This is a genomic window from Streptomyces sp. NPDC091271, assembly GCF_044757505.1.
In the GTDB taxonomy this organism is placed as follows: Bacteria; Actinomycetota; Actinomycetes; order Streptomycetales; family Streptomycetaceae; genus Streptomyces.
This window is the reverse complement of record NZ_JBIVVD010000004.1, coordinates 479,123-498,959: the sequence shown is the minus strand read 5'-3', so window position 1 is coordinate 498,959 and position 19,837 is coordinate 479,123. Positions and strand designations below refer to the sequence as shown.

The window sequence follows — 19,837 nt, the reverse complement described above, 5'->3', positions numbered from 1 at the left end:
GCGGCGGCCACATGGGCAGGCGGAATAGCGCAAGTGACATCACCGTTGTGCCGGACAGGTCCGAACGGTCCCAGGAAGAGGTAAGAGAGTATGAGCACCGTAGAGCTCACCAAGGAAAACTTCGATCAGGTCGTGAGCGACAACGAATTCCTGCTGATCGACTTCTGGGCTTCCTGGTGCGGTCCGTGCCGGCAGTTCGCCCCGGTCTACGACTCGGCGTCCGAGCGCCACCCCGACCTGGTCTTCGCCAAGGTCGACACGGAGGCGCAGCAGGAGCTGGCGGCTGCCTTCGAGATCCAGTCCATTCCCACGCTGATGATCGTCCGTGACAACGTGGCGGTCTTCTCTCAGCCCGGGGCGCTCCCGGAGTCGGCGCTGGAGGACGTCATCGGCCAGGCGCGCAATCTGGACATGGACGAGGTGCGCAAGTCCGTCGAGGAGCAGAAGCAGGCGCAGCAAGCACAGCAGGAGCAGCAGTAGTCCCTGGTGATGTGCGGCAGACGTGATGAGGGCCCGGCCGGATGGCCGGGCCTTCGTCATGGGGCGCCGGTGGGGTTCAGCTGTCCGTCCGGGCCTGCTCCGCGCCGGACCGCCCAGACTCGGCTTCTCCCGTACCGGCCTGCCCCGCCTCCGCCTCCTCCGTACCGAGGTTGCGCTCGGCGATCCTGGCCGTGAGCCCGTAGTCCAGCTCCGCGCCGTCCACCAGCAGGGCTTCCACCGTGTGCGAGGCGGGGTCGATGTCCGCCTCCATGCCGCCCCCGGCATAGCGTGGATAGCCGGATGTCCCGGTTTCGCCGGTGGCCGCCACGACCGCGGAACGGATGGCGGTGCCGGGCGCGGGTGCCCCGGTGACGGGCTCCTCCGGTTCCGGGAACAGCAGGATCTCGTAGTTCTGCGGATGGCTCATGCCGTCGACGCTAGACATCCCCGGGCACCCGCGCATGTCGCAACGCCGCCCGGCCGGGCCGGTCAGCTGGATTCCCGTGTCACCGCCGCGGCCCGCAGCAGATAGTGGCGCTCGGGCGTGCCGCCCGGGTTCCGCACCAGGCGGTCGATCATCTCGGCCGGTGGCTGCGCGGTGGCCAGTTCCATGGTGACGCTGCTGAGCCGGGGCCGCAGGAGCCTGCCGAGCATCAGGTCGTCGGCACCGATCACGGCCGTCTCCGCGGGTACGTCGACACCGGCGTCCTGGAGCGCTCTCATCAGCAGCATGGCGTATTCGTCGTTGTAGGCGAACACGGCGTCCAGCCCGAGCGTGCGCCAACGGGCGGCGAGGTCCTCGGCCGACTCCTCCACGTACCGCAGGGGCAGTGGCTGGATGCGGGCGTCCACGTCCGACTCCTCCACGGCGCGGACCGCTCCGGCCAGGCGGGGGCCGGCGTACAGGGCGAGGCCGGGCTCCTGGGGCATGACCACCCCGATCCTGCGCCGTCCGCGCGAGAGCAGATGCCGGACCGCGCAGCCGCCGACCTCACGCTGGTCCATGACGAGGGCGTGCGCGCCCTCGACCGGTTGCGGGCCCAGGGTGATCACGGCCTTGGCACCCGAGCGGTTGAGCACTCCTATGCCGTACGGGGTGAGGGCGATGCCCCCGGGCGAGACGACGGCGACGGGGCGGAGCTCCGCCCACGCCCTGGCCGCCTCGTCGGCGTCCAGTCCGACGCTGCCGTACTGCACGACGATGTAGTCGAGGCGGCGCAGACCGGACTCGAGCCCGGTGAAGAACCGCTGGTACAGGGGGCCCGCCGAGGCCTGGGTGGCGGGCAGCAGCACCATGCCGGTGTGTCCGGCCCGAAGGCTCCGCGCCGCCGCGTGCGGGACGTAGCCGAGATCGACGGCGGCTTCCCTGACCCGCCGCCGGGTGGGTTCGCTGATCCGCACGGTCGTGTTGTTGTTCAGTACGTAGGACACGGTGGCCCGGGAGACTCCTGCGAGCCGCGCCACGTCGGCGCTGGTCGGTACGGAGACGCCCGCGGGCTGCTCGGATAACTGGCTCATGGCGTCCGGCAGTCTTCCAGACCGCCCCGGCCCGCCGGTGGGCCGGGGCTCCGTAACGGGTCGTCAGCCGCCGGCGAGTACCGGCCAGATCTTCGGGTCCTCGAAGTTGAGCGCCCACAGGGCGGTGTTGGTCACGCCGTGCTTGCGCAGCACCGGCAGGTGGGCGGCGATCCCCCGCGCGTCCTGGTACCAGACCTCGCGGGACTCACTGCCGTCGCGGTAGGTGAAGTACGGGGTGCCCGAGACCTCGTCGAACCGGTAGGAGGCGCCCTGCCCGGCGCGCAGCGCCTCCGCCTCCTTCCAGGTGACGTGCTTGGTGGCGGCCGTGCTCGCGCTGTCCGCGGGCCAGTCCCAGCCGTACGCGGGAAGGCCCATCTCCAGCTTCGCGGGCGGCACGACGGCGGTGGCGCGGGTCAGGATGTCGTCGTACCAGCGGGTGTCCGCGAGCGGCCCGGGGTCACCGCCCGACCAGTGCAGGTTGTAGCCCATGATGCGGATCCGGTCGGCGACACGCCCGAGGGCCGCGTAGTCCCAGATTCGGCCGGTCGTGGCGGTCTTCGGGAAGACCGTCATCACGCACTGCTTGCCCAGGGTGTGCAGGCGCCGGCAGAGGTCGGTGGCCAGGGCGGTGAACCCGTCGCGTACCGAGGCGTAGGTGGCGTCGCCGGTGGCGGCGATGGATTCGTAGTCGAGGTCGAGGCCGTCGTAGTCGCGGGTGGCGACGGTGCGCATCAGCGCGTCGACGTGCTCGGTGCGCCGGGCGGGGCTGGTGAGGACCGCCGCCAGGGCACCGGACTTCATCGTCTCCATGACCGTGGGGACGACCTTCGTCCCGGCCCGGTGCAGCCCGTCGATGATGCGGCGCTCGCCCGCACCGGGGTGCGGGTCGATCCGGCCGGCCGAGACGGCTTCGTACCAGAACGGGCTGACGGTGTGCAGCTGGCCGGCGTGGCGCAGTGCGTCCTGGTAGGCGCCTTCCTGGTCCCAGTAGGGCAGCCACGCCGACACGGTCCTCGGTGCGGGTGCGGAGGGCCGGACCGAGGGGCCTGACGTGGTGGCAGGTGCCGGGGGCGGCTCCGGAAGCGGGGCTGACGCGGCGCCAGAAGCCGTGGGCAGCAGGGTGGCTGCGAGGAGTCCGGCGACCGTGACGGCGCGGGACAGCCGGACGACGTAGGGGGTGATCATGAGGTCGAGCCTGGGGCCCTTTTCGCCGACCCGCTCCACGGACTGGGCCGTACAGGTTCTACGGTGTTGCGATGACGTTCCAGCACACCAACCACAGCAGCGACAGCACGACCGACTTCCCCGGCCGCAGCGGTCCGGCCGCCACCACGGAGGCCGAGCCACGCGATGCGGGGCCCGTCCGCACCTCGTACGCCCCCGATCGCGACGGTGATCCCGATCCCGGCGAGATCGTCTGGACCTGGGTGCCGTTCGAGGAGAACGACGGGCGCGGCAAGGACCGGCCGGTTCTCGTCGTGGCCCGGGAGGAGCGCGGGACGCTTCTCGCCGTGCAGCTGTCCAGCAAGCAGCACGCCGGGGACCACGAGTGGGTCTCCCTGGGAGCGGGGCCGTGGGACAGCTCGGGACGGCCGTCCTGGGTGGACCTGGACCGCGTCCTGCGGGTGCACGAGGACGGGATGCGGCGCGAGGCCTGTGAGCTGGACCGGGGGAGGTACGACCTCGTCGTGGGGCGGCTGCGGGAGCGCTACGGCTGGAGCTGAGCGCCGAACGCACGGGTGAAGGCCGCCCGGACGGCGGAGTCGGGATCGCGGTCCGGGACGCCGAAGACGATCTGCTCGAAGTGACCGGCGAACCTTCCGCCGGCGGTGAGCAGGGCACGGAACGCGGCGGCCACCTCGGCCGGGTCGTTCATGAAGACGCCGCAGCCCCACGCGCCCAGGACCAGCCGCCGGTACCCCCGGACGGCGGCGACCTCGAGCACGCGTTCGGCGCGGCTCGCCAGCGCGGCGGGTATGCGAGGGACCAGGTCAGGGTCCTTGCTGCGGATCACTCCGGCGTTGGGCGCGGGCGAGGTGAGGAATCCGGCGGAGTACGGAATTTCCAGGAGCCTTCCCCGGTCGTCGCGGAAGACCGGCACTCCGGGTGAGTGGATGACCCTGTCGGTGTAGAAGGCGCTGCGTTCGGCGCGGTGGTGCGCGTAGAACTCGGGTGCCCGCAGCAGCGTGGCGTGGAGCGCGGAGCCCCGGCACAAGGACTCCTCCTGGGCCTGTGCGCCGTTCAGATAGCCGCCGCCGGGGTTGCGGGCGGAGGCGTAGTTCAGCACCACCACCTTGGCCGCCGACTCGTCCGCCATCCGGCGTGCCGCCTGCAGGCTCGTCTCGCCGGTCACCTCGACGACCGGGGTGCGGTCGGTGTCCAGGGCGGCCACGTGGACGGGCTCGGGCCCGTACAGCCGGGTGCCGGAGAGCGCGGCGGCCAGGGCACGCTCGATCATCACCTCGCGCCCCTCGGGCGTGCGGTACCGGCCGGCCAGGACGATGGACTCGGTCTCTCGCGCGATGCCGCGCAGTCGTGCGCTCATGGGCACGCCCCCGTGTGGTGCATACGGGGCATGCTGGGGGCCGTGGCGGCATGGACGCAACCGGTTTTCCGTCGCCCAGGGGCACCCTTGTGCGAACTCCCGGTAAGGGTTTGGGTGGGAAGCAAGCACCCGAAGAGGAGGCCCAGCATGCCCCCGGACACTCTCGGCCAGCACGGCCCGCCCGTCGGCGCGGCGCCGCTCGGCGAGGAAGAAGCGGAGGATCTGCTCCGCGGCATATGTTTCAAGACGGGACCGCCCCGGACGGTCGGTGTGGAGCTGGAATGGCTCATTCACGACCGTGAACATCCCGAGGTCGCCGTCTCCCACGACCGCCTCCGCGCCGCGGCCGATGCCGTGCGCGCCACTCCGCTGGACGCTGCCCTGACCTTCGAACCCGGCGGTCAGCTGGAGCTCAGCTCCCAGCCGGCGGGCTCCCTTATGGCCTGCGTCGACGCCACGGCCGCTGATCTGGTCTCCGTACGCGACACCCTCGGCCGGGCCGGGCTGACCTTGGCCGGCATGGGCGTGGACCCGAGGCATCCGCCGCGCCGTCTGCTGCAGGAGCCGCGGTACGACGCCATGGAAGCGGCGCTCGACCGGTCGGGTTCCGAGGGCCGCGCCATGATGTGCACCTCGGCATCCGTACAGGTCTGTCTGGACGCCGGTGAGGAGGAGCCGGGCCCACTGGGTTACGGGCGGCGCTGGCAGCTCGGGAACCTGCTGGGCGCGGTGCTGGTCGCGGCCTTCGCCAATTCGCCGTTCCGGGAGGGCCGGCGCACCGGCTGGCAGTCGACCCGGCAGGCGCTGTGGGCCGGCCTCGATCCGGCCAGGACGCTCGCGCCGCAGAGCCGTCTCGCGCCCCGGGACGCCTGGGCCGAGCATGTGCTCGCCACACCGGTGATGTGTGTCCGGAGCGACGACGGCCCCTGGGCCGTGCCGGACGGTCTGACGTTCCGTGACTGGATCCGCGGCGGTGGGCCGAGGCCGCCGGTGCGGGCCGATCTCGACTATCACCTCACCACGCTGTTCCCGCCGGTGCGCCCGCGCGGGCACCTGGAGCTGCGCATGATCGACGCGCAGTCCGGCACGGACGGCTGGCTCGTGCCCCTGGCCGTCACCACCGCTCTCTTCGACGACCCGGAGGCAGCAGAGACCGTGTACCGCACCGTGAAACCTCTGGCCGAGACCGCGGGCCTGCAGGCCGCGCCCCGCAACCCGCTCTGGACAGCCGCCGCCCGCGACGGGCTGAGGGATCCGGAGCTGGCGGTGGCGGCCGCCGCCTGCTTCACGGCGGCGCTGGAGGCGTTGCCCAGGATCGGGGCGAGTGACCACGTCCTCGGGACGGTCGCCGCCTTCCATGACCGCTATGTGGCCCGCGGCCGATGTCCGGCCGACGATTTTCCCGACCCGGCACAGGCGCCGCACGGAAAGGGCTTGGTCCGATGACTGACACCTCTGCTCCGCACACCGGCCAGGAATTCGACGCGGAGTCGCTGCGCGAGCGAGCCCTGGCGGCGCTCCTCACAGCCCGCGAGCGCACCGCTCTCCTCACCGACAGCGTCGACGACCACGAGCTCACCGCGCAGCACTCCCCCTTGATGTCGCCGCTGGTCTGGGACCTGGCGCACATCGGGAACCAGGAGGAGCTGTGGCTGCTGCGGGCCGTCGGCGGCCGTGAGGCGATGCGCCCCGAGATCGACGGGCTGTACGACGCGTTCGAGCACTCCAGGGCCAGCCGGCCCTCCCTGCCCCTGCTGGCACCGGCGGAGGCACGGACGTACGCCGCGGACGTGCGGGGCAGGGCCCTGGACATCCTCGGCGGTGCTCCGCTGCACGGCGGGGGACGCCCGCTGGAGCAGGCGGGATTCGCCTTCGGCATGGTCGCCCAGCACGAACAGCAGCACGACGAGACGATGCTGATCACCCATCAGCTCCGCTCGGGACCGGCGGTGCTCGACGCGCCGGAGCCTCCGGAACCCGCCGGGGCCGTCGCTCTGCCGTCCGAGGTCCTGGTCCCCGGGGGCCCCTTCACGATGGGGACGTCCACCGAGCCCTGGGCGCTGGACAACGAACGCCCGGCGCACCGGCGCGAAGTGGCCGCCTTCCACATCGACACCGCGCCGGTCAGCTGCGGCGCGTATCAGCGCTTCATCGAGGACGGCGGCTACACCGACGAGCGCTGGTGGGCGTCCGATGGCTGGGCGATGGTCCGCGAACACGACCTGACCGCGCCTCTGTTCTGGCACCGGGACGCCGGCCAGTGGCTGCGCCGGCGCTTCGGCGTGACCGAGCCCGTGCGGGCGGACGAGCCGGTGCTCCATGTCAGCTGGTACGAGGCGGACGCGTACGCCCGCTGGGCGGGCCGTCGCCTGCCGACCGAGCCGGAGTGGGAGAAGGCCGCCCGGCACGACCCCGTCTCGGGGCGTTCGCTGCGCTACCCCTGGGGCGACGAGGACCCGACACCGGAGCGGGCCAATCTGGGCCAGCGCCATCTGCGGCCCGCCGCCGCCGGTGCCTACGCGGCCGGCCGGTCCCCGTCGGGCGCGGGCCAGCTGATCGGGGATGTGTGGGAGTGGACGTCGAGCGACTTCCTGCCCTACCCCGGCTTCGTCGCGTTCCCGTACCGCGAGTACTCGGAGGTGTTCTTCGGCCCCGGACACAAGGTGCTGCGCGGCGGTTCGTTCGCCGTGGACCCGGTGGCGTGCCGGGGCACGTTCCGCAACTGGGACCTCCCTGTCCGGCGCCAGATCTTCTCCGGCTTCCGCACTGCGAGGGATGCCTGATGTGCCGTCATATCGCTTACCTGGGGCCGCCTGTGGCGCTGGGAGAGGTGCTCGTCTCCCCCGCTCACGGGCTCGTGCGCCAGTCCTGGGAACCACGCCGTCAGCGGTACGGCACGGTCAACGCCGACGGGTTCGGGGTCGGGTGGTACGCGGAGGGGGATCCCGTGCCCGGCCGCTACCGCCGCACCGGGCCCGTCTGGGGCGACGAGACCTTCGCCGATCTGGCCCGCGTGGTGCGCACCACGGCGCTGCTCGCCGCGGTCCGTGACGCGACGTTCGCCGGAGCGGACGGGGAGGCCGCCGCGGCTCCCTTCGCCGAGGGACGCCTGCTGTTCAGCCACAACGGTGCGGTGCGGGGCTGGCCGGGCTCCCTGGCTCCGCTGGCGGGGGGCCTGCCACCCGAGAGGCTGCTCGCCCTTGCGGCGCGGAGCGACTCGGCGCTGATCTGGGCCCTGGTGCTCCACCGGGCGGCGCAGGGTGACGAGATAGCCCAGGCGGTCGCCGACACGGTCCGCGATGTCGGCGCGGCCGCCCCGGGTTCACGCCTCAATCTGCTGCTCACCGACGGTTCGACCATCGTGGCGACCACCTGGGGCGACTCCCTCTGGTGTCTCCACGAACCGGGCCGCCGCACGGTGGTGGCCTCCGAGCCGTACGACGACGATCCGTACTGGCGCGAGGTCCCGGACCGCACCCTGCTGGCCGCGACGCGCACCGATGTCCTTCTGACCCCGCTCAAGGAGCCCACCGCGTGAGTCCCTTCCTGCTGACCCGCACCCTGCCTGCGGACGCGACGGACGCGGCGCTGCGCGCCGACGTGCTGAGCGGTCTGACACGGCACCCGAAGACGCTGCCGCCCAAGTGGTTCTACGACGCGCGCGGCAGTGACCTGTTCGAGGAGATCACCCGGCTGGACGAGTACTACCCGACGCGTGCGGAGGGGGAGATCCTGATCGCCCGTGCCGGGGAGATCGCCGAGGCGTCCGGGGCACGGACCCTGATCGAGCTGGGATCGGGCTCCTCGGAGAAGACACGGCACCTGCTGGACGCGCTGCCGGCGCTGCACACGTACGTTCCGGTCGATGTCAGTGAGAGCGCACTCGCGGGCGCGGCCGAGGCGCTGCTGGCCGAACGTCCCGGGCTGTCCGTGCACGCGCTCGTCGCCGACTTCACGCATGACCTGGAGCTGCCGGAGAGCCCCGGCCCCCGGTTGGTGGTGTTCCTCGGCGGGACGCTGGGCAATCTGCTCCCGGAGGAGCGCGCGGAGTTCCTCCGGTCCGTACGGGCGCGGCTCGCTCCCGGGGACGGGCTGCTGCTCGGTACGGACCTGGTCAAGGACGAGGCGACCCTCGTCACGGCGTACGACGACGCGGCCGGGGTGACCGCCGCGTTCAACAAGAACGTGCTGGCTGTGGTGAACCGTGAGCTGGGAGCGGACTTCCCGCCCGACGACTTCACCCATGTGGCCCTCTGGGACCCGGACCGCGAGTGGATCGAGATGCGGCTGCGCGCCCGGCGAGCGCTGACGGTCAAGATCCGGGAGCTGGACCTCGTGGTGCAGTTCGAGGAGGGCGAGGAGCTGCGTACGGAGATCTCGGCGAAGTTCCGGGAGGAGAAGGTGCGCGACGAGCTGGCCGCTGCGGGTCTGCGGCTGGATCAGTGGTGGACGGACTCCGCGGGCAGGTTCGCGCTGTCGCTGGCCACGGCGGACTGAGCCGCCCGCGCCAGTGCCCGCCGGCCGGGTCCACCGTCCGCGCGGAGCGGCGGCAGGATCCGGATCTCGGCGGTGAGCCCCGCGGCCGTCACCACACGCCACAGCGATGCGACGAGCGGGTCGTCCCCGACGAACGCGGCGGCTCCCGCCGCGTTCGTCGTCGCCGTGCGGTAGCTGATGCGGACGGGGCGGACGGCGGCGCCGGCGTCGATCGCCGCCTGGAAGGCGGCGGGCCGGAACCGGCCGCCGCCGCTCCGGCCGCACCAGGTGCTGCCCTGCGGGAACACCGCGACCCGTGAGCCGGAGGCCAGCGCCCCGGTGACGGCCCGCACGGCGTGCGGGAGGGCCCGCAGCCGGTCCCGCTCGATGAACAGGGTGCCGCCGAGCGCGGCGAGCGGTCCGAGCAGCGGCCAGTTCCGTATCTCGCTCTTCGCGACCATCCGGGCGGGAAGCACGGCGGCCACCAGCGGGATGTCCAGCCACGAGACGTGATTGGCGACCACGAGCTCGCCCGCCGGCGGCCGGGCCGGTCCCACCGGGTGCCCGGTGACCCGTACGCGTACGCCGAAGGCCCGCACCACCACGTAGGCCCACCGGCGGATCAGCAGGTCGCGGTGCGCCGGTCCCAGGAGCAGCACCGCGGGCACGCAGAGCACGCCCAGCAGGGTGAGAGCGCATCCGGCGGTCAGCAGGGCGACGGCGCGCGCGGGCGGACGTATGGCGCCCTCGTGGTGTGCGCAGTCGCGCGGGGTGCAGGGCGCGACGGGCAGCCAGGCACTCATCGCAGCGGGGCCAGCGAGAGGAAGTGCCGCAGGTAGCGCGGGTCGGTACGGCGCATCGAGAGCAGGACGTAGAGGTCCGCGACGTTGAAGTCCGGGTCGTGGGCGGGAGCTCCGCAGACCCAGGCGCCGAGGCGCAGATAGCCGCGCAGCAGCGGGGGCAGTCCGGAACGGCCGCCCGCGCCGCCGCCGGGGTGACCCGTGGTGTCCCAGAGGCGGTGGGGGGTGACCCAGTACTCCTCGGGAGCCAGGTGGTGGGTCCGTACGGTGTCCCAGCTCCTGGCGGCCAGTGCCCCTCCGTCGGCGAGGGGTACGGAACAGCAGCCGGCCAGCCAGGTGTGGCCGGTGCGCTCCATGTAGCGGGCGAGACCGGCCCAGATGAGGGCGATGACGGCACCGTCCCGGTGCGCCGGGTGGACGCAGGACCTCCCCACCTCGACGAGGTCGTCGCGGATCGGGCCGAGGCGGGCCAGGTCGAACTCGCTCTCGGCGTAGAGGCCGCCCGCGAGCCTGGCCCCCTCGGGCGGCAGCAGCCGGTAGGTGGCGACCACCTCTCCGGTGGCAACCTCGCGCACCAGCAGGTGGTCGCAGTAGGCGTCGAAGGCGTCGCTGTCCAGACCGGGTTCGGCGCTGTCGAGCCGGGCACCCAGCTCTCCCGCGAACACGAGGTGGCGCAGGCGCTGGGCGGCCCGTACGTCGTCCTGGCCGGTGGCCAGGGAGACCCGGTACCCCGAGGGAGCGCCGGCGGCGGCCGGACGCGGCGCGGGTACGCCGGCGGGGGTGGCGGGAGTGAGGGGTGCGGAGGCGGGGGAGGTGAGCGGCAGCACGGTCATGGCGGTCTCCGGGGACGGATCAGCGGGGCGGCCTGCGGCTGCCGCGGGAGTGCGACGGCCCGGCCCCCTACTTCTTCCGTGACCGGCTGGATTCGACATGACCGCCGCGAAGCGAGGGGATGTGCGACGGCTGAATCCCCGGCTCGCGGGCGGACCGCCCTCCTGGGCGGCCCCTCCTGGTTCTCGTCAGCCGGTGATCAGCTTGGACGTGATCCTTTCGGACGCCTTCTTCGCCTCTTCCGCCGGGTCGCCGCCCTCCAGCACGGCCGTCATGTACGGCTTGATCGGGTTGTCCGCCTCGACGGCGGGCCAGTAGGGAGAATTGGGGGTGGCGCGGCCCTCGGTGGCGCCCTCCGCCATCGCGGAGGTCCCTTCCTGGCCTTCGACGACCCTCGCCAGAGCGGGCTTGTTCGGCACGTAGCTCATGGCCCGGGCGAGCTCCGTCTGCCACTGCTCCCCCGCGAGGGCCTTGACGACCTCGATGCCCTCGCTCCGCTGGTCGGCACCTTCGGGCACGATCAGGTCGGAGCCTCCGGTGAAGACAGCGCCCGGCTCCTTCGCGCTCTTGCCGGGGATGGGGAAGTAGCCGAGCTTCCCCTTGAGTTCGGGGTTCCGCTGCTCGATGAGGGCGGCACTTCCGGGCACGGAGATGATCTGGGCGACGTCGCCCTCGGCGAACACATCGGTCTCCGGAGGCGTCTGTTCGTCGGCGTCCTTGGGCCCGTTGCCGAGCGTCTGAAGCGTCTTGTAGAAGTCCATGCCCCGCAGAGCGGCGGGTGAGTCGAGTGTGCCCTCCCAGTCGCCGCCGCGGTCGTCCGCCAGTTCGCCGCCCTCGTCCCAGATGAAGCCGGCGAGCACGTACCAGTTCTGTCCGGCGAGGTAGATGCCCTGCCGTCCACCCGTGTTCAGCCGCTCGCTGATGTCCACCCACTCCACGCGGGTCCTGGGGAGTTCGGTGATGCCCGCCTGCGCGAAGAGGTCCTTGTTGTAGATCACGACGCGGTTGGCCGCGTACCAGGGGATTCCGTACTGTCCCCCGTTGACCTTGCCAGGTTCGGCAAGCCCCGGCAGCCAGTCCTCGCCGCCCAGGTCACGCATCGATTCCAGGGTGAGATCGCGCAGTTCACCGCTCTCCGCGTACTGGGCGACCTGGGTGTTGCCGACCTCGATGACGTCCGGTGCGTCGTCGCCCTCGAGCGCCTTCAGCACCTTGGGACCGATGCCGCCCCACTCCTGGAGGATGAACTCCAGTTCGACCGAGGGGTGCTCGGCCTCGTACGACTCCTTGAAGCTGTCCAGGAAGCTCTGGGAGGCACTGCCCTTCATCAGCCACACCGTCACGGTGCTGCTGTCGGTGCCCGTACCGGGAAGGTAGCCGCAGCCGCTCAGGGCGACGGAGGAAACGAGCGCGACGGCTCCGGCCAGTATGCGGTTCTTCACGGGGGTCACCTTCTGCGAAACGGCGCGACGAATGACAGGACCCGGATGGGGGGACTGCGGGCGGCGCTCGCACGGGTGTATGGACCGGAGTTTGGTATGGACCAATGGGCAGGTCAAGCCCCGTCCGGCTGCGGATCGCCGGACGGATGCCTCGCGCTCCGACCCGGAGTGAGGCACCGTGGAACCACGAAAGGAGACATTAGATGTCTAATCACACCTACCGGGTCACCGAGATCGTAGGAACCTCCGAGGAGGGTCTCGACGCGGCGATCCGGAACGGCGTCGCAAGAGCCTCCGAAACGTTGCACAATCTCGACTGGTTCGAGATGACCCAGGTCCGCGGCCATATCGAGGACGGCCGCATCGCCCACTACCAGGTGGGGCTCAAAGTCGGCTTCCGTCTCGACGAGAAGGCCTGACCCGGTACGGCCGCACGCGGGGCCGGACAGGGCATCCCCCGCGGCCGGTCGCGGTCAGGTACGCCCTTCGCGCTCCTGCGCGTCCTTCATCGACGGCGGCGCGACGGCCCACCGCGCGCGTACGACCGTGAACCCCGCCCGCTCGGCGGCGTCGCACACCAGCTCGTCGTCGTCGACGAGGACACGCACCTCACGTCTCCGGCCCAGCCGTTCCAGGATCTCCAGCTTGGTACGGCGGGCCGGCCGCCGGTCGGCGTTGCCGCGCATATGGACGCTGCCCTTCGGCAGCCCCTGCCGCTCCAGCCAGTCCAGCGTGTCCCTGCGGCACTTCTCGGGCCGCCCGGTCAGATAGATGACCTCGCACTCCTCGGCGCTCGCCAGCACCAGGCTCACACCCTCCTCCAGCGGGGGGTCGTGGCGTGCCGCCGAGAAGAAGCCGTCCCAGTCGCGCCGCGAACCCTCGAGGAAGTGCTGCCGGTGGCCGCTGTCGGCGAGCGTGCCGTCAAGGTCGAATACGGCCAGCGGCCGGGTGTCGTCACTCACGACGCCCACCTTAGAAGCCGCCCGCGCGCGGTCGGCAGCTGCCCCTCAGCGCCCCAGGGCCTTGCGAAGCTGCTCCTTGGTCATCGAGGAGCGGCCCTCGACGTTGCGCTTCTTGGCCTCCTCGTACAGCTGGTCCTTCGTGGGCCCCTGCGCCCCGCTGTGGGAGCGCTGCCCACCGCGCTCGGAGGCGGATTTGGGGTCCTTGAGGGACGTCCGGCTCGCGGTCTCGGACTCTCCCGAGCGGGCGCGCTCCTTGTTGACCGTGCGCGCCGCGATCTCCTTGGCGCGCTTCGTGGATGTGCCGCGCTTCTCGGCACCTTCCTTGATGTGTTCGTACTGACGTTCGCGCTTGGAGCTGGATCCTGCGGGCATGGCACCTCTCCTCACTGTCGGACGACGGTGGTGACCCGCCGCACCCACTACCCCACACCGTCGCCCCTATGCCTGCTGGGCGAGAGGTCCGAACGGGGCACGGGGCCGGTCCACGGGCGTGGCGGAGTGTGGCCGCTCGAGATGCAGGCGGGGCCGGGCGCTGCTTCGCTGGTGGGGTCCGCTCCCCCAGAGATCCAGGAGTGATCATGAGCGTTGCAGGTGAGTCCGGCGGCCGTGCCAAGCAGCTGCGTGCGAAGGCGCAGGAACTGAACGAGGCCGCGGAACGTGCCACCGATCCGGAGCAGCGGCAGCGGCTCCAGGACAAGGCCCGCCGCCTGCGGGAGCAGAGCGAGCAGGAGAGCTCCATGACGGACCGCGGCATGGACCCCATGGTGTAGGGCCGGCACCCCGCGCTGCCGGTGGTCCGTCCGCGTACGGGAGGATCACCGGCAGAAGCATGCCCACCCCACCGATCCCCCACGGAGCCGCACCGCCGATGTCCACCCCCCATGATCCGTACGTCCGGGTACGCGGCGCGCGTGAACACAACCTCCGCGACGTGGACGTCGACATCCCGCGCGACACCCTCGCCGTCTTCACCGGTGTCTCGGGCTCGGGGAAGTCCTCCCTGGCGTTCGGGACGATCTACGCGGAGGCCCAGCGCCGATATTTCGAGTCCATCGCCCCGTACGCCCGGCGGCTGATCCACCAGGTCGGGGCGCCCGACGTCGGTGAGATCACCGGTCTGCCGCCCGCCGTGTCCCTGGAGCAGCGCCGGTCCGCGCCCGGGTCACGTTCCTCCGTGGGTACGGTCACCACCCTCTCCAACTCCCTGCGCATGCTCTTCTCGCGCGCCGGTGACTATCCGCCCGGCGCCGAACGGCTCGACTCGGACTCCTTCTCCCCGAACACGGCGGCCGGGGCGTGCCCCGAGTGCCACGGCCTGGGGCGCATCCACCGCACCACGGAGGAACTTCTCGTCCCGGACCCGTCGTCGTCGATCCGCGACGGAGCGATCGCGGCCTGGCCGGGGGCCTGGCAGGGCAAGAATCTGCGCGATGTGCTGGACGCCCTGGGCTACGACATCGAGCGTCCGTGGCGGGAGCTGGACCCCGCGGACCGCGAATGGATCCTGTTCACCGACGAGCAGCCGGTGGTGACGGTGCATCCGGTGCGCGACGCGGGGCGCATCCAGCGCCCGTACCAGGGCACGTACATGAGCGCGCGCCGCTATGTGATGCACACGTTCGCGGACTCCAGGAGCCGGACGCTGCGGGCGAAGGCGGAGCGCTTCCTGACGAGCGCGCCGTGTCCGGTGTGCGGGGGCAGCCGGCTTCGGCCGGAGGCCATGGCGGTCACGTTCGCCGGCCGCACGATCGCCGACCTCGTCGCGCTCCCCCTCACCGCCCTCACCGAGGTGCTGCTGGAGACGGGCGGCGGGAGTGACACGGCACGGGTGCTGACGGCCGATCTGCTGGCCAGGATCGGACCGGTCACCGAGCTGGGGCTCGGCTATCTCAGCCTCGACCGTACGGCCCCGACCCTCTCGTCCGGCGAGCTGCAGCGGCTGAGGCTGGCCACCCAGCTGCGCTCGGGCCTGTTCGGCGTCGTCTATGTGCTGGACGAGCCGTCGGCAGGGCTCCACCCGGCCGACACGGAGGCGCTGCTCGGTGTACTCGGCAGGCTCAAGCAGGCGGGGAACTCGGTGTTCGTGGTGGAGCACCAGATGGATGTGGTGCGGCAGGCCGACTGGCTGGTGGACGTGGGGCCGCTGGCGGGCGAGCACGGAGGCCGGGTCCTGCACAGCGGTCCTCCGGCGGAACTCGCCGGGGTGGCCGGGTCCGCGACCCGGCGGTTCCTCTTCGGTGAGGGCCCGGCGCCGGAGCGCGAGCCGCGGACGCCCTCGGGGTGGATCACGCTGCGCGGGGTGGACCTGCACAACGTGCGCGGCGTCGACGCCGCGTTCCCCCTGGGTGTGCTGACAGCGGTCACCGGGGTGTCGGGGTCGGGCAAGTCGACCCTCGTCGGCCAGGTCCTGGCCGGGGCGCTCGCCGACCGGCGGCCGGCGGAGGCCCCGGAGGATCCTGCCGCGCCGGTGGCGCGGGGCTGCGCGTCGGCGGAGGGCCTGGACGCGGTGGACCGGCTCGTGCAGGTGGACCAGCGGCCGATCGGCCGTACGCCCCGGTCCAACCTGGCCACGTACACCGGGCTGTTCGACGTCGTACGGAAGCTGTTCGCGGAGACGGAGACCGCGCGGGACCGGAAGTACCGGGCGGGCCGGTTCTCGTTCAACGTGGCGGGCGGGCGGTGCGAGACCTGCCAGGGCGAGGGCTTCGTCTCGGTCGAGCTGCTCTTCCTGCCCAGTACGTACGCTCCCTGCCCGGACTGCCACGGCGCGCGCTACAACCCGCGGACGCTGGAGGTGACTCTGCGCGGACTCACGATCGCCGAGGTGCTGGACCTGACGGTGGAGGCGGCGGCGGAGTTCCTCGCCGGGACTCCGGCAGCCGAGCGCAGCCTGCGGGCGCTGCTCGACGTGGGGCTCGGCTATCTGCGGCTCGGCCAGCCGGCGACGGAGCTGTCGGGCGGTGAGGCCCAGCGGATCAAGCTCGCCACGGAGCTCCAGCGTGCCCGGCGGGGGCACACGCTCTATGTGCTGGACGAGCCGACGACAGGGCTGCACCCGGCCGATGTGGAGGTGCTGATGCGGCAGTTGCACGGGCTGGTGGACGCGGGGAACACCGTGGTGGTCGTGGAGCACGACATGGCGGTGGTGGCCGGTGCGGACCGGGTGATCGACCTGGGGCCCGGAGGCGGGGACCGGGGCGGCCGGATCGTCGCCACCGGTACGCCGCGGGAGGTGGCACGCGCGGCGGGGAGCCGTACGGCCGCGTACCTGGCGAAGGCGTTGCGGCCGGCCTGACTCCCCGCCGGAGGGAGGGTGGTCAGCGGCGCACCTTGCGGTTGGCGCGCAGCCACTCCTTGTTCATCGCGGTGATCGACGGCAGCGGGATGCCCTTGGGGCAGGCCGTCGCGCACTCGCCGGTGAGGGTGCAGCCGCCGAAGCCTTCGTCGTCCATGGTGGCGACCATGTCGAGCACCCGGGTCTCCCGCTCGGGCGCGCCCTGCGGGAGCACGTTGAGGTGATTGACCTTGGCGGAGGTGAAGAGCATCGCCGAGCCGTTCGGGCAGGCCGCGACGCAGGCGCCGCAGCCGATGCACTCGGCGTGCTCGAAGGCCGAGTCGGCGTCCGGCTTGGGCACCGGAGTGGCATGCGCGTCGGGCGCCGTGCCGGTGGGCGCGGAGATGTATCCCCCTGCCTGGATGATCCGGTCGAAGGACGAGCGGTCGACGACGAGGTCCTTGACGACCGGGAAGGCCGAGGCCCGCCACGGCTCGATGTCGATCGTGTCGCCGTCGTCGAAGGACCGCATGTGGAGCTGGCAGGTGGTGGTCCGCTCCGGGCCGTGGGCGTCGCCGTTGATGACGAGGCTGCACGCGCCGCAGATGCCTTCGCGGCAGTCGTGGTCGAAGGCGACGGGCTCGTCCCCACCGAGGATGAGCTCCTCGTTGAGGGTGTCGAGCATCTCCAGGAACGACATGTCCTGCGAGATCCCGTCGACTTCGTAGGTGGCCATGGCGCCGGGCGCCTCGGCGTTCTGCTGGCGCCAGACGCGCAGGGTGAGCTTCATGCGTAGCTCCGCTGGGTGGGGTGGACGTACTCGAAGACGAGGTCTTCCTTGTGCAGGACGGGGGCGTCGCCGGTGGCGCTGAACTCCCAGGCCGCGGCGTAGGAGAACTCCTCGTCCCGGCGGGCGGCCTCGCCGTCCGGGGTCTGCGACTCCTCGCGGAAGTGACCGCCGCAGGATTCGGCGCGGTGCAGCGCGTCGAGGCACATGAGCTCGGCGAGCTCGAGGTAGTCGACGACGCGGTTGGCCTTCTCCAGCGACTGGTTGAACTGTTCGCCGGTGCCGGGCACCTTGATACGGCGCCAGAACTCCTCGCGGATCTGCGGGATCCGGTCGAGGGCCTTGCGGAGCCCTTCCTCGGTGCGGGCCATCCCGCAGAACTCCCACATGAGTTCGCCGATCTCGCGGTGGAAGGAGTCCGGGGTCCGGTCCCCGTCGACCGCGAGGAGGAGGTTCAGCCGGTCCTCGGTCTCGGCGACGGCCTCGGTGACAGCCGGGTGCCCGGCGTCGATCTCCTCGGTGTGCGGATTGCGGGCCAGGTAGTCGTTGATGGTCGAAGGCAGCACGAAGTAGCCGTCGGCGAGGCCCTGCATCAGCGCGGAGGCGCCGAGGCGGTTGGCGCCGTGGTCGGAGAAGTTGGCCTCACCGATGGCGAAGAGGCCGGGGATCGTGGTCTGGAGGTCGTAGTCGACCCAGAGGCCGCCCATCGTGTAGTGCACGGCGGGGTAGATGCGCATCGGCGTCTCGTACGGGTTCTCCGCGGTGATGCGGGCGTACATGTCGAAGAGGTTGCCGTACTTCTCCTCGACCTTCTTCCTGCCCATGCGCGCGATGGCCTCGGCGAAGTCGAGGTAGACGCCCTGGCCGCCGGGGCCGACGCCGCGGCCCTCGTCGCAGACGTTCTTCGCGGCGCGGGAGGCGATGTCGCGCGGCACGAGGTTGCCGAAGGCGGGGTAGATCCGCTCCAGGTAGTAGTCCCGCTCGTCCTCGGGGATCTGGTTCGCGGGGCGGTCGTCGCCCTTGGACTTCGGGACCCAGATGCGTCCGTCGTTGCGCAGTGACTCGCTCATCAGCGTGAGCTTGGACTGGTGGTCCCCGGTGCGCGGGATGCAGGTGGGGTGGATCTGGGTGAAGCAGGGGTTCGCGAAATAGGCGCCGCGCCGGTGGGCGCGCCAGATCGCGGTGGCGTTGGAGTTCATGGCGTTGGTCGACAGGTAGAAGACGTTGCCGTAGCCACCGCTCGCCAGGACGACCGCGTCGGCGAAGTACGTGTCGATCCTCCCCGTGACGAGGTCGCGGGCCACGATGCCGCGGGCCTTGCCGTCGACGACGATGAGGTCGAGCATCTCGGTGCGGGAGTGGAGCTCGACGTTGCCGGCCGCGATCTGCCGGGAGAGCGCCTGGTACGCGCCGAGGAGGAGCTGCTGCCCCGTCTGCCCGCGGGCGTAGAAGGTGCGGGAGACCTGGACGCCGCCGAACGAGCGGTTGTCGAGGAGGCCGCCGTACTCGCGGGCGAAGGGGACGCCCTGGGCGACGCACTGGTCGATGATCTCGACCGAGATCTCGGCCAGGCGGTGGACGTTGGACTCCCGGGCGCGGAAGTCGCCGCCCTTGACCGTGTCGTAGAAGAGCCGGTGCACCGAGTCGCCGTCGTTGCGGTAGTTCTTGGCCGCGTTGATCCCGCCCTGCGCGGCGACGGAGTGGGCGCGCCGCGGCGAGTCCTGGAAGCAGAACTGCACGACGTGGTAGCCCTGTTCGGCGAGCGTGGCGCCGGCCGAGCCGCCTGCCAGGCCAGTGCCGACGACGATCACGGTGTGCTTGCGGCGGTTGGCCGGGTTGACGAGCTTCGCCTCGAAGCGGCGGGTGTCCCAGCGGTCCGCGACGGGGCCCTCCGGCGCCTTGGCGTCGACGACGGGTTCGCCGGTGCGGTAGTTCGTGTAGTCGCTCATGTCAGCTCACCACTCCGGTCATCACTGCGACGGGCACGGAGACGAAACCGGCCGTCAGCACCACTGCGAGGACATTGGCGAGGGTCTTCAGGACGCGGTCCCGGGTCGCGCTCCCCACGCCGAGGGTCTGCGCCGCACTCCAGAACCCGTGCTGGACGTGCAGGCCCAGGGCGAGCACGGCGACGATGTAGATGACGTTGCCGTACCAGGTCGAGAAGGTGTCGAGCACGTTCTGGTAGGGGTGCCCGGCCTGGAATCCGCCGGTGTGCACGGTGCCGGTCGTGAGGTCCAGGATGTGCCAGACGATGAAGAGCGCGAGGATGATGCCGCCGTAGCGCATGGTGCGCGTGGCGTAGCTCGCACGTGCCTTCTTGTGGACGTACGCCGTCGGGCGCGCCCTGAGGTCACGGCGGCTCAGCTGGTACGCGGAGACGGCGTGCAGGACGACGGCCGCGACGAGCACCACGCGGATGATCCACAGCGCCCACTCGTAGTGCAGGAAAGGCTCGCCGAGGGTCCGGAGCCAGTGCGCGTAATGGTTGAACTCGCCGGATCCGAAGAAGATCTTCAGGTTGCCCAGCATGTGGACCGCCAGATAACCGAGCATGATCAGGCCGCTCACAGCCATGATCGTCTTCTTGCCGACGGACGAGTCCCAGAGCGTACGCGTCATGGACGGCCGTCGGTCCGCCCGCGTTGCCAATGCCATGGACACGACGCTAGAGCCGAAGGCCACCATCAGTCCAAGACATGAAGTGACTCATCTCCATAGG

Annotated in this window: 21 protein-coding genes; 9 read left to right on the top strand and 12 right to left on the bottom strand. The window is 71.5% G+C overall.

Annotated features, from left to right (window positions below; translation table 11 throughout):
• Positions 1-90: 90 nt before the first annotated feature.
• Entirely contained in the window at positions 91-480 is a 390-nt protein-coding gene (gene trxA / locus ACIQM3_RS18850) for a thioredoxin (RefSeq protein WP_401625374.1), read from the top strand.
• A 76-nt stretch (positions 481-556) separates the two neighbouring features.
• On the opposite strand, the gene ACIQM3_RS18845 is transcribed toward trxA, so the two are convergent.
• From ACIQM3_RS18845 to ACIQM3_RS18835, 3 genes are all read right to left on the bottom strand, one after another.
• Complete coding sequence (locus ACIQM3_RS18845) at positions 557-907, bottom strand: hypothetical protein (protein WP_401625372.1); 351 nt, start codon at positions 905-907, stop codon at positions 557-559.
• Positions 908-969: 62 nt separating this feature from the next.
• Positions 970-1,998: a LacI family DNA-binding transcriptional regulator gene (locus ACIQM3_RS18840; protein ID WP_401625369.1), complete on the bottom strand. Its 1,029-nt coding sequence runs from the start codon at positions 1,996-1,998 to the stop codon at positions 970-972.
• Between the two features lie 63 nt (positions 1,999-2,061).
• Complete coding sequence (locus ACIQM3_RS18835; RefSeq protein ID WP_401625366.1) at positions 2,062-3,183, bottom strand: glycosyl hydrolase family 18 protein; 1,122 nt, start codon at positions 3,181-3,183, stop codon at positions 2,062-2,064.
• Positions 3,184-3,254: 71 nt separating this feature from the next.
• Here ACIQM3_RS18835 and ACIQM3_RS18830 point away from each other — a divergent pair, with 71 nt between their 5' ends.
• Complete coding sequence (locus ACIQM3_RS18830; protein ID WP_401625363.1) at positions 3,255-3,722, top strand: type II toxin-antitoxin system PemK/MazF family toxin; 468 nt, start codon at positions 3,255-3,257, stop codon at positions 3,720-3,722.
• Here the strand turns inward: ACIQM3_RS18830 and ACIQM3_RS18825 are convergent.
• Positions 3,707-4,543, bottom strand: coding sequence for a TIGR02452 family protein (locus tag ACIQM3_RS18825; protein ID WP_401625360.1), 837 nt, complete (start codon positions 4,541-4,543; stop codon positions 3,707-3,709). The two genes, ACIQM3_RS18830 and ACIQM3_RS18825, sit on opposite strands and share 16 nt — an antisense overlap.
• A gap of 147 nt (positions 4,544-4,690) precedes the next feature.
• Between ACIQM3_RS18825 and egtA the strand changes: the two genes are divergently transcribed.
• Genes egtA through egtD form a run of 4 tightly spaced genes read left to right on the top strand, consistent with a single transcriptional unit; the run spans position 4,691 to position 9,040 of the window.
• Complete coding sequence (egtA, locus tag ACIQM3_RS18820) at positions 4,691-5,989, top strand: ergothioneine biosynthesis glutamate--cysteine ligase EgtA (RefSeq protein ID WP_401625357.1); 1,299 nt, start codon at positions 4,691-4,693, stop codon at positions 5,987-5,989.
• Complete coding sequence (gene egtB / locus ACIQM3_RS18815) at positions 5,986-7,326, top strand: ergothioneine biosynthesis protein EgtB (protein ID WP_401625354.1); 1,341 nt, start codon at positions 5,986-5,988, stop codon at positions 7,324-7,326. Before egtA ends, egtB begins: the two co-directional genes overlap by 4 nt.
• Positions 7,326-8,081 carry an ergothioneine biosynthesis protein EgtC gene (gene egtC / locus ACIQM3_RS18810; protein ID WP_401625351.1) on the top strand — a complete coding sequence of 252 codons (756 nt, stop codon included), beginning with the start codon at positions 7,326-7,328 and terminating at the stop codon, positions 8,079-8,081. Before egtB ends, egtC begins: the two co-directional genes overlap by 1 nt.
• Positions 8,078-9,040: an L-histidine N(alpha)-methyltransferase gene (egtD, locus tag ACIQM3_RS18805; RefSeq protein ID WP_401625348.1), complete on the top strand. Its 963-nt coding sequence runs from the start codon at positions 8,078-8,080 to the stop codon at positions 9,038-9,040. The genes egtC and egtD overlap by 4 nt, the downstream gene beginning before the upstream one ends.
• Here the strand turns inward: egtD and ACIQM3_RS18800 are convergent.
• From ACIQM3_RS18800 to ACIQM3_RS18790, 3 genes are all read right to left on the bottom strand, one after another.
• Complete coding sequence (locus ACIQM3_RS18800) at positions 8,983-9,822, bottom strand: lysophospholipid acyltransferase family protein (protein ID WP_401625345.1); 840 nt, start codon at positions 9,820-9,822, stop codon at positions 8,983-8,985. The genes egtD and ACIQM3_RS18800 overlap by 58 nt on opposite strands.
• Positions 9,819-10,652: a GNAT family N-acetyltransferase gene (locus ACIQM3_RS18795; protein ID WP_401625342.1), complete on the bottom strand. Its 834-nt coding sequence runs from the start codon at positions 10,650-10,652 to the stop codon at positions 9,819-9,821. Before ACIQM3_RS18795 ends, ACIQM3_RS18800 begins: the two co-directional genes overlap by 4 nt.
• Before the next feature lie 186 nt (positions 10,653-10,838).
• Entirely contained in the window at positions 10,839-12,092 is a 1,254-nt protein-coding gene (locus ACIQM3_RS18790) for an extracellular solute-binding protein (protein ID WP_401625339.1), read from the bottom strand.
• 203 nt (positions 12,093-12,295) lie between these two features.
• Between ACIQM3_RS18790 and ACIQM3_RS18785 the strand changes: the two genes are divergently transcribed.
• A complete protein-coding gene (locus tag ACIQM3_RS18785) occupies positions 12,296-12,511 on the top strand; it encodes a dodecin (RefSeq protein WP_099175818.1) in 216 nt (71 codons plus the stop codon).
• A 54-nt stretch (positions 12,512-12,565) separates the two neighbouring features.
• Here ACIQM3_RS18785 and ACIQM3_RS18780 read toward each other — a convergent pair whose 3' ends face one another.
• Both ACIQM3_RS18780 and ACIQM3_RS18775 read right to left on the bottom strand, forming a co-directional pair.
• The gene (locus ACIQM3_RS18780) at positions 12,566-13,054 is read right to left on the bottom strand and encodes a hypothetical protein (protein WP_401625336.1); all 489 of its coding nucleotides are present in this window, start codon (positions 13,052-13,054) and stop codon (positions 12,566-12,568) included.
• A gap of 45 nt (positions 13,055-13,099) precedes the next feature.
• Positions 13,100-13,426 carry a plasmid stabilization protein gene (locus ACIQM3_RS18775; protein ID WP_401625333.1) on the bottom strand — a complete coding sequence of 109 codons (327 nt, stop codon included), beginning with the start codon at positions 13,424-13,426 and terminating at the stop codon, positions 13,100-13,102.
• A 206-nt stretch (positions 13,427-13,632) separates the two neighbouring features.
• Between ACIQM3_RS18775 and ACIQM3_RS18770 the strand changes: the two genes are divergently transcribed.
• Both ACIQM3_RS18770 and ACIQM3_RS18765 read left to right on the top strand, forming a co-directional pair.
• Positions 13,633-13,824: a DUF6381 family protein gene (locus tag ACIQM3_RS18770; protein ID WP_104782993.1), complete on the top strand. Its 192-nt coding sequence runs from the start codon at positions 13,633-13,635 to the stop codon at positions 13,822-13,824.
• Between the two features lie 98 nt (positions 13,825-13,922).
• Positions 13,923-16,349: an ABC transporter gene (locus tag ACIQM3_RS18765; RefSeq protein ID WP_401625330.1), complete on the top strand. Its 2,427-nt coding sequence runs from the start codon at positions 13,923-13,925 to the stop codon at positions 16,347-16,349.
• A gap of 22 nt (positions 16,350-16,371) precedes the next feature.
• On the opposite strand, the gene ACIQM3_RS18760 is transcribed toward ACIQM3_RS18765, so the two are convergent.
• Genes ACIQM3_RS18760 through ACIQM3_RS18750 form a run of 3 tightly spaced genes read right to left on the bottom strand, consistent with a single transcriptional unit; the run spans position 16,372 to position 19,773 of the window.
• A complete protein-coding gene (locus ACIQM3_RS18760) occupies positions 16,372-17,118 on the bottom strand; it encodes a succinate dehydrogenase/fumarate reductase iron-sulfur subunit (RefSeq protein ID WP_389726182.1) in 747 nt (248 codons plus the stop codon).
• Entirely contained in the window at positions 17,115-19,064 is a 1,950-nt protein-coding gene (locus ACIQM3_RS18755; protein WP_401625327.1) for a fumarate reductase/succinate dehydrogenase flavoprotein subunit, read from the bottom strand. Before ACIQM3_RS18755 ends, ACIQM3_RS18760 begins: the two co-directional genes overlap by 4 nt.
• Before the next feature lies 1 nt (position 19,065).
• Positions 19,066-19,773 carry a succinate dehydrogenase gene (locus ACIQM3_RS18750; protein ID WP_401625324.1) on the bottom strand — a complete coding sequence of 236 codons (708 nt, stop codon included), beginning with the start codon at positions 19,771-19,773 and terminating at the stop codon, positions 19,066-19,068.
• Positions 19,774-19,837: the final 64 nt, after the last annotated feature.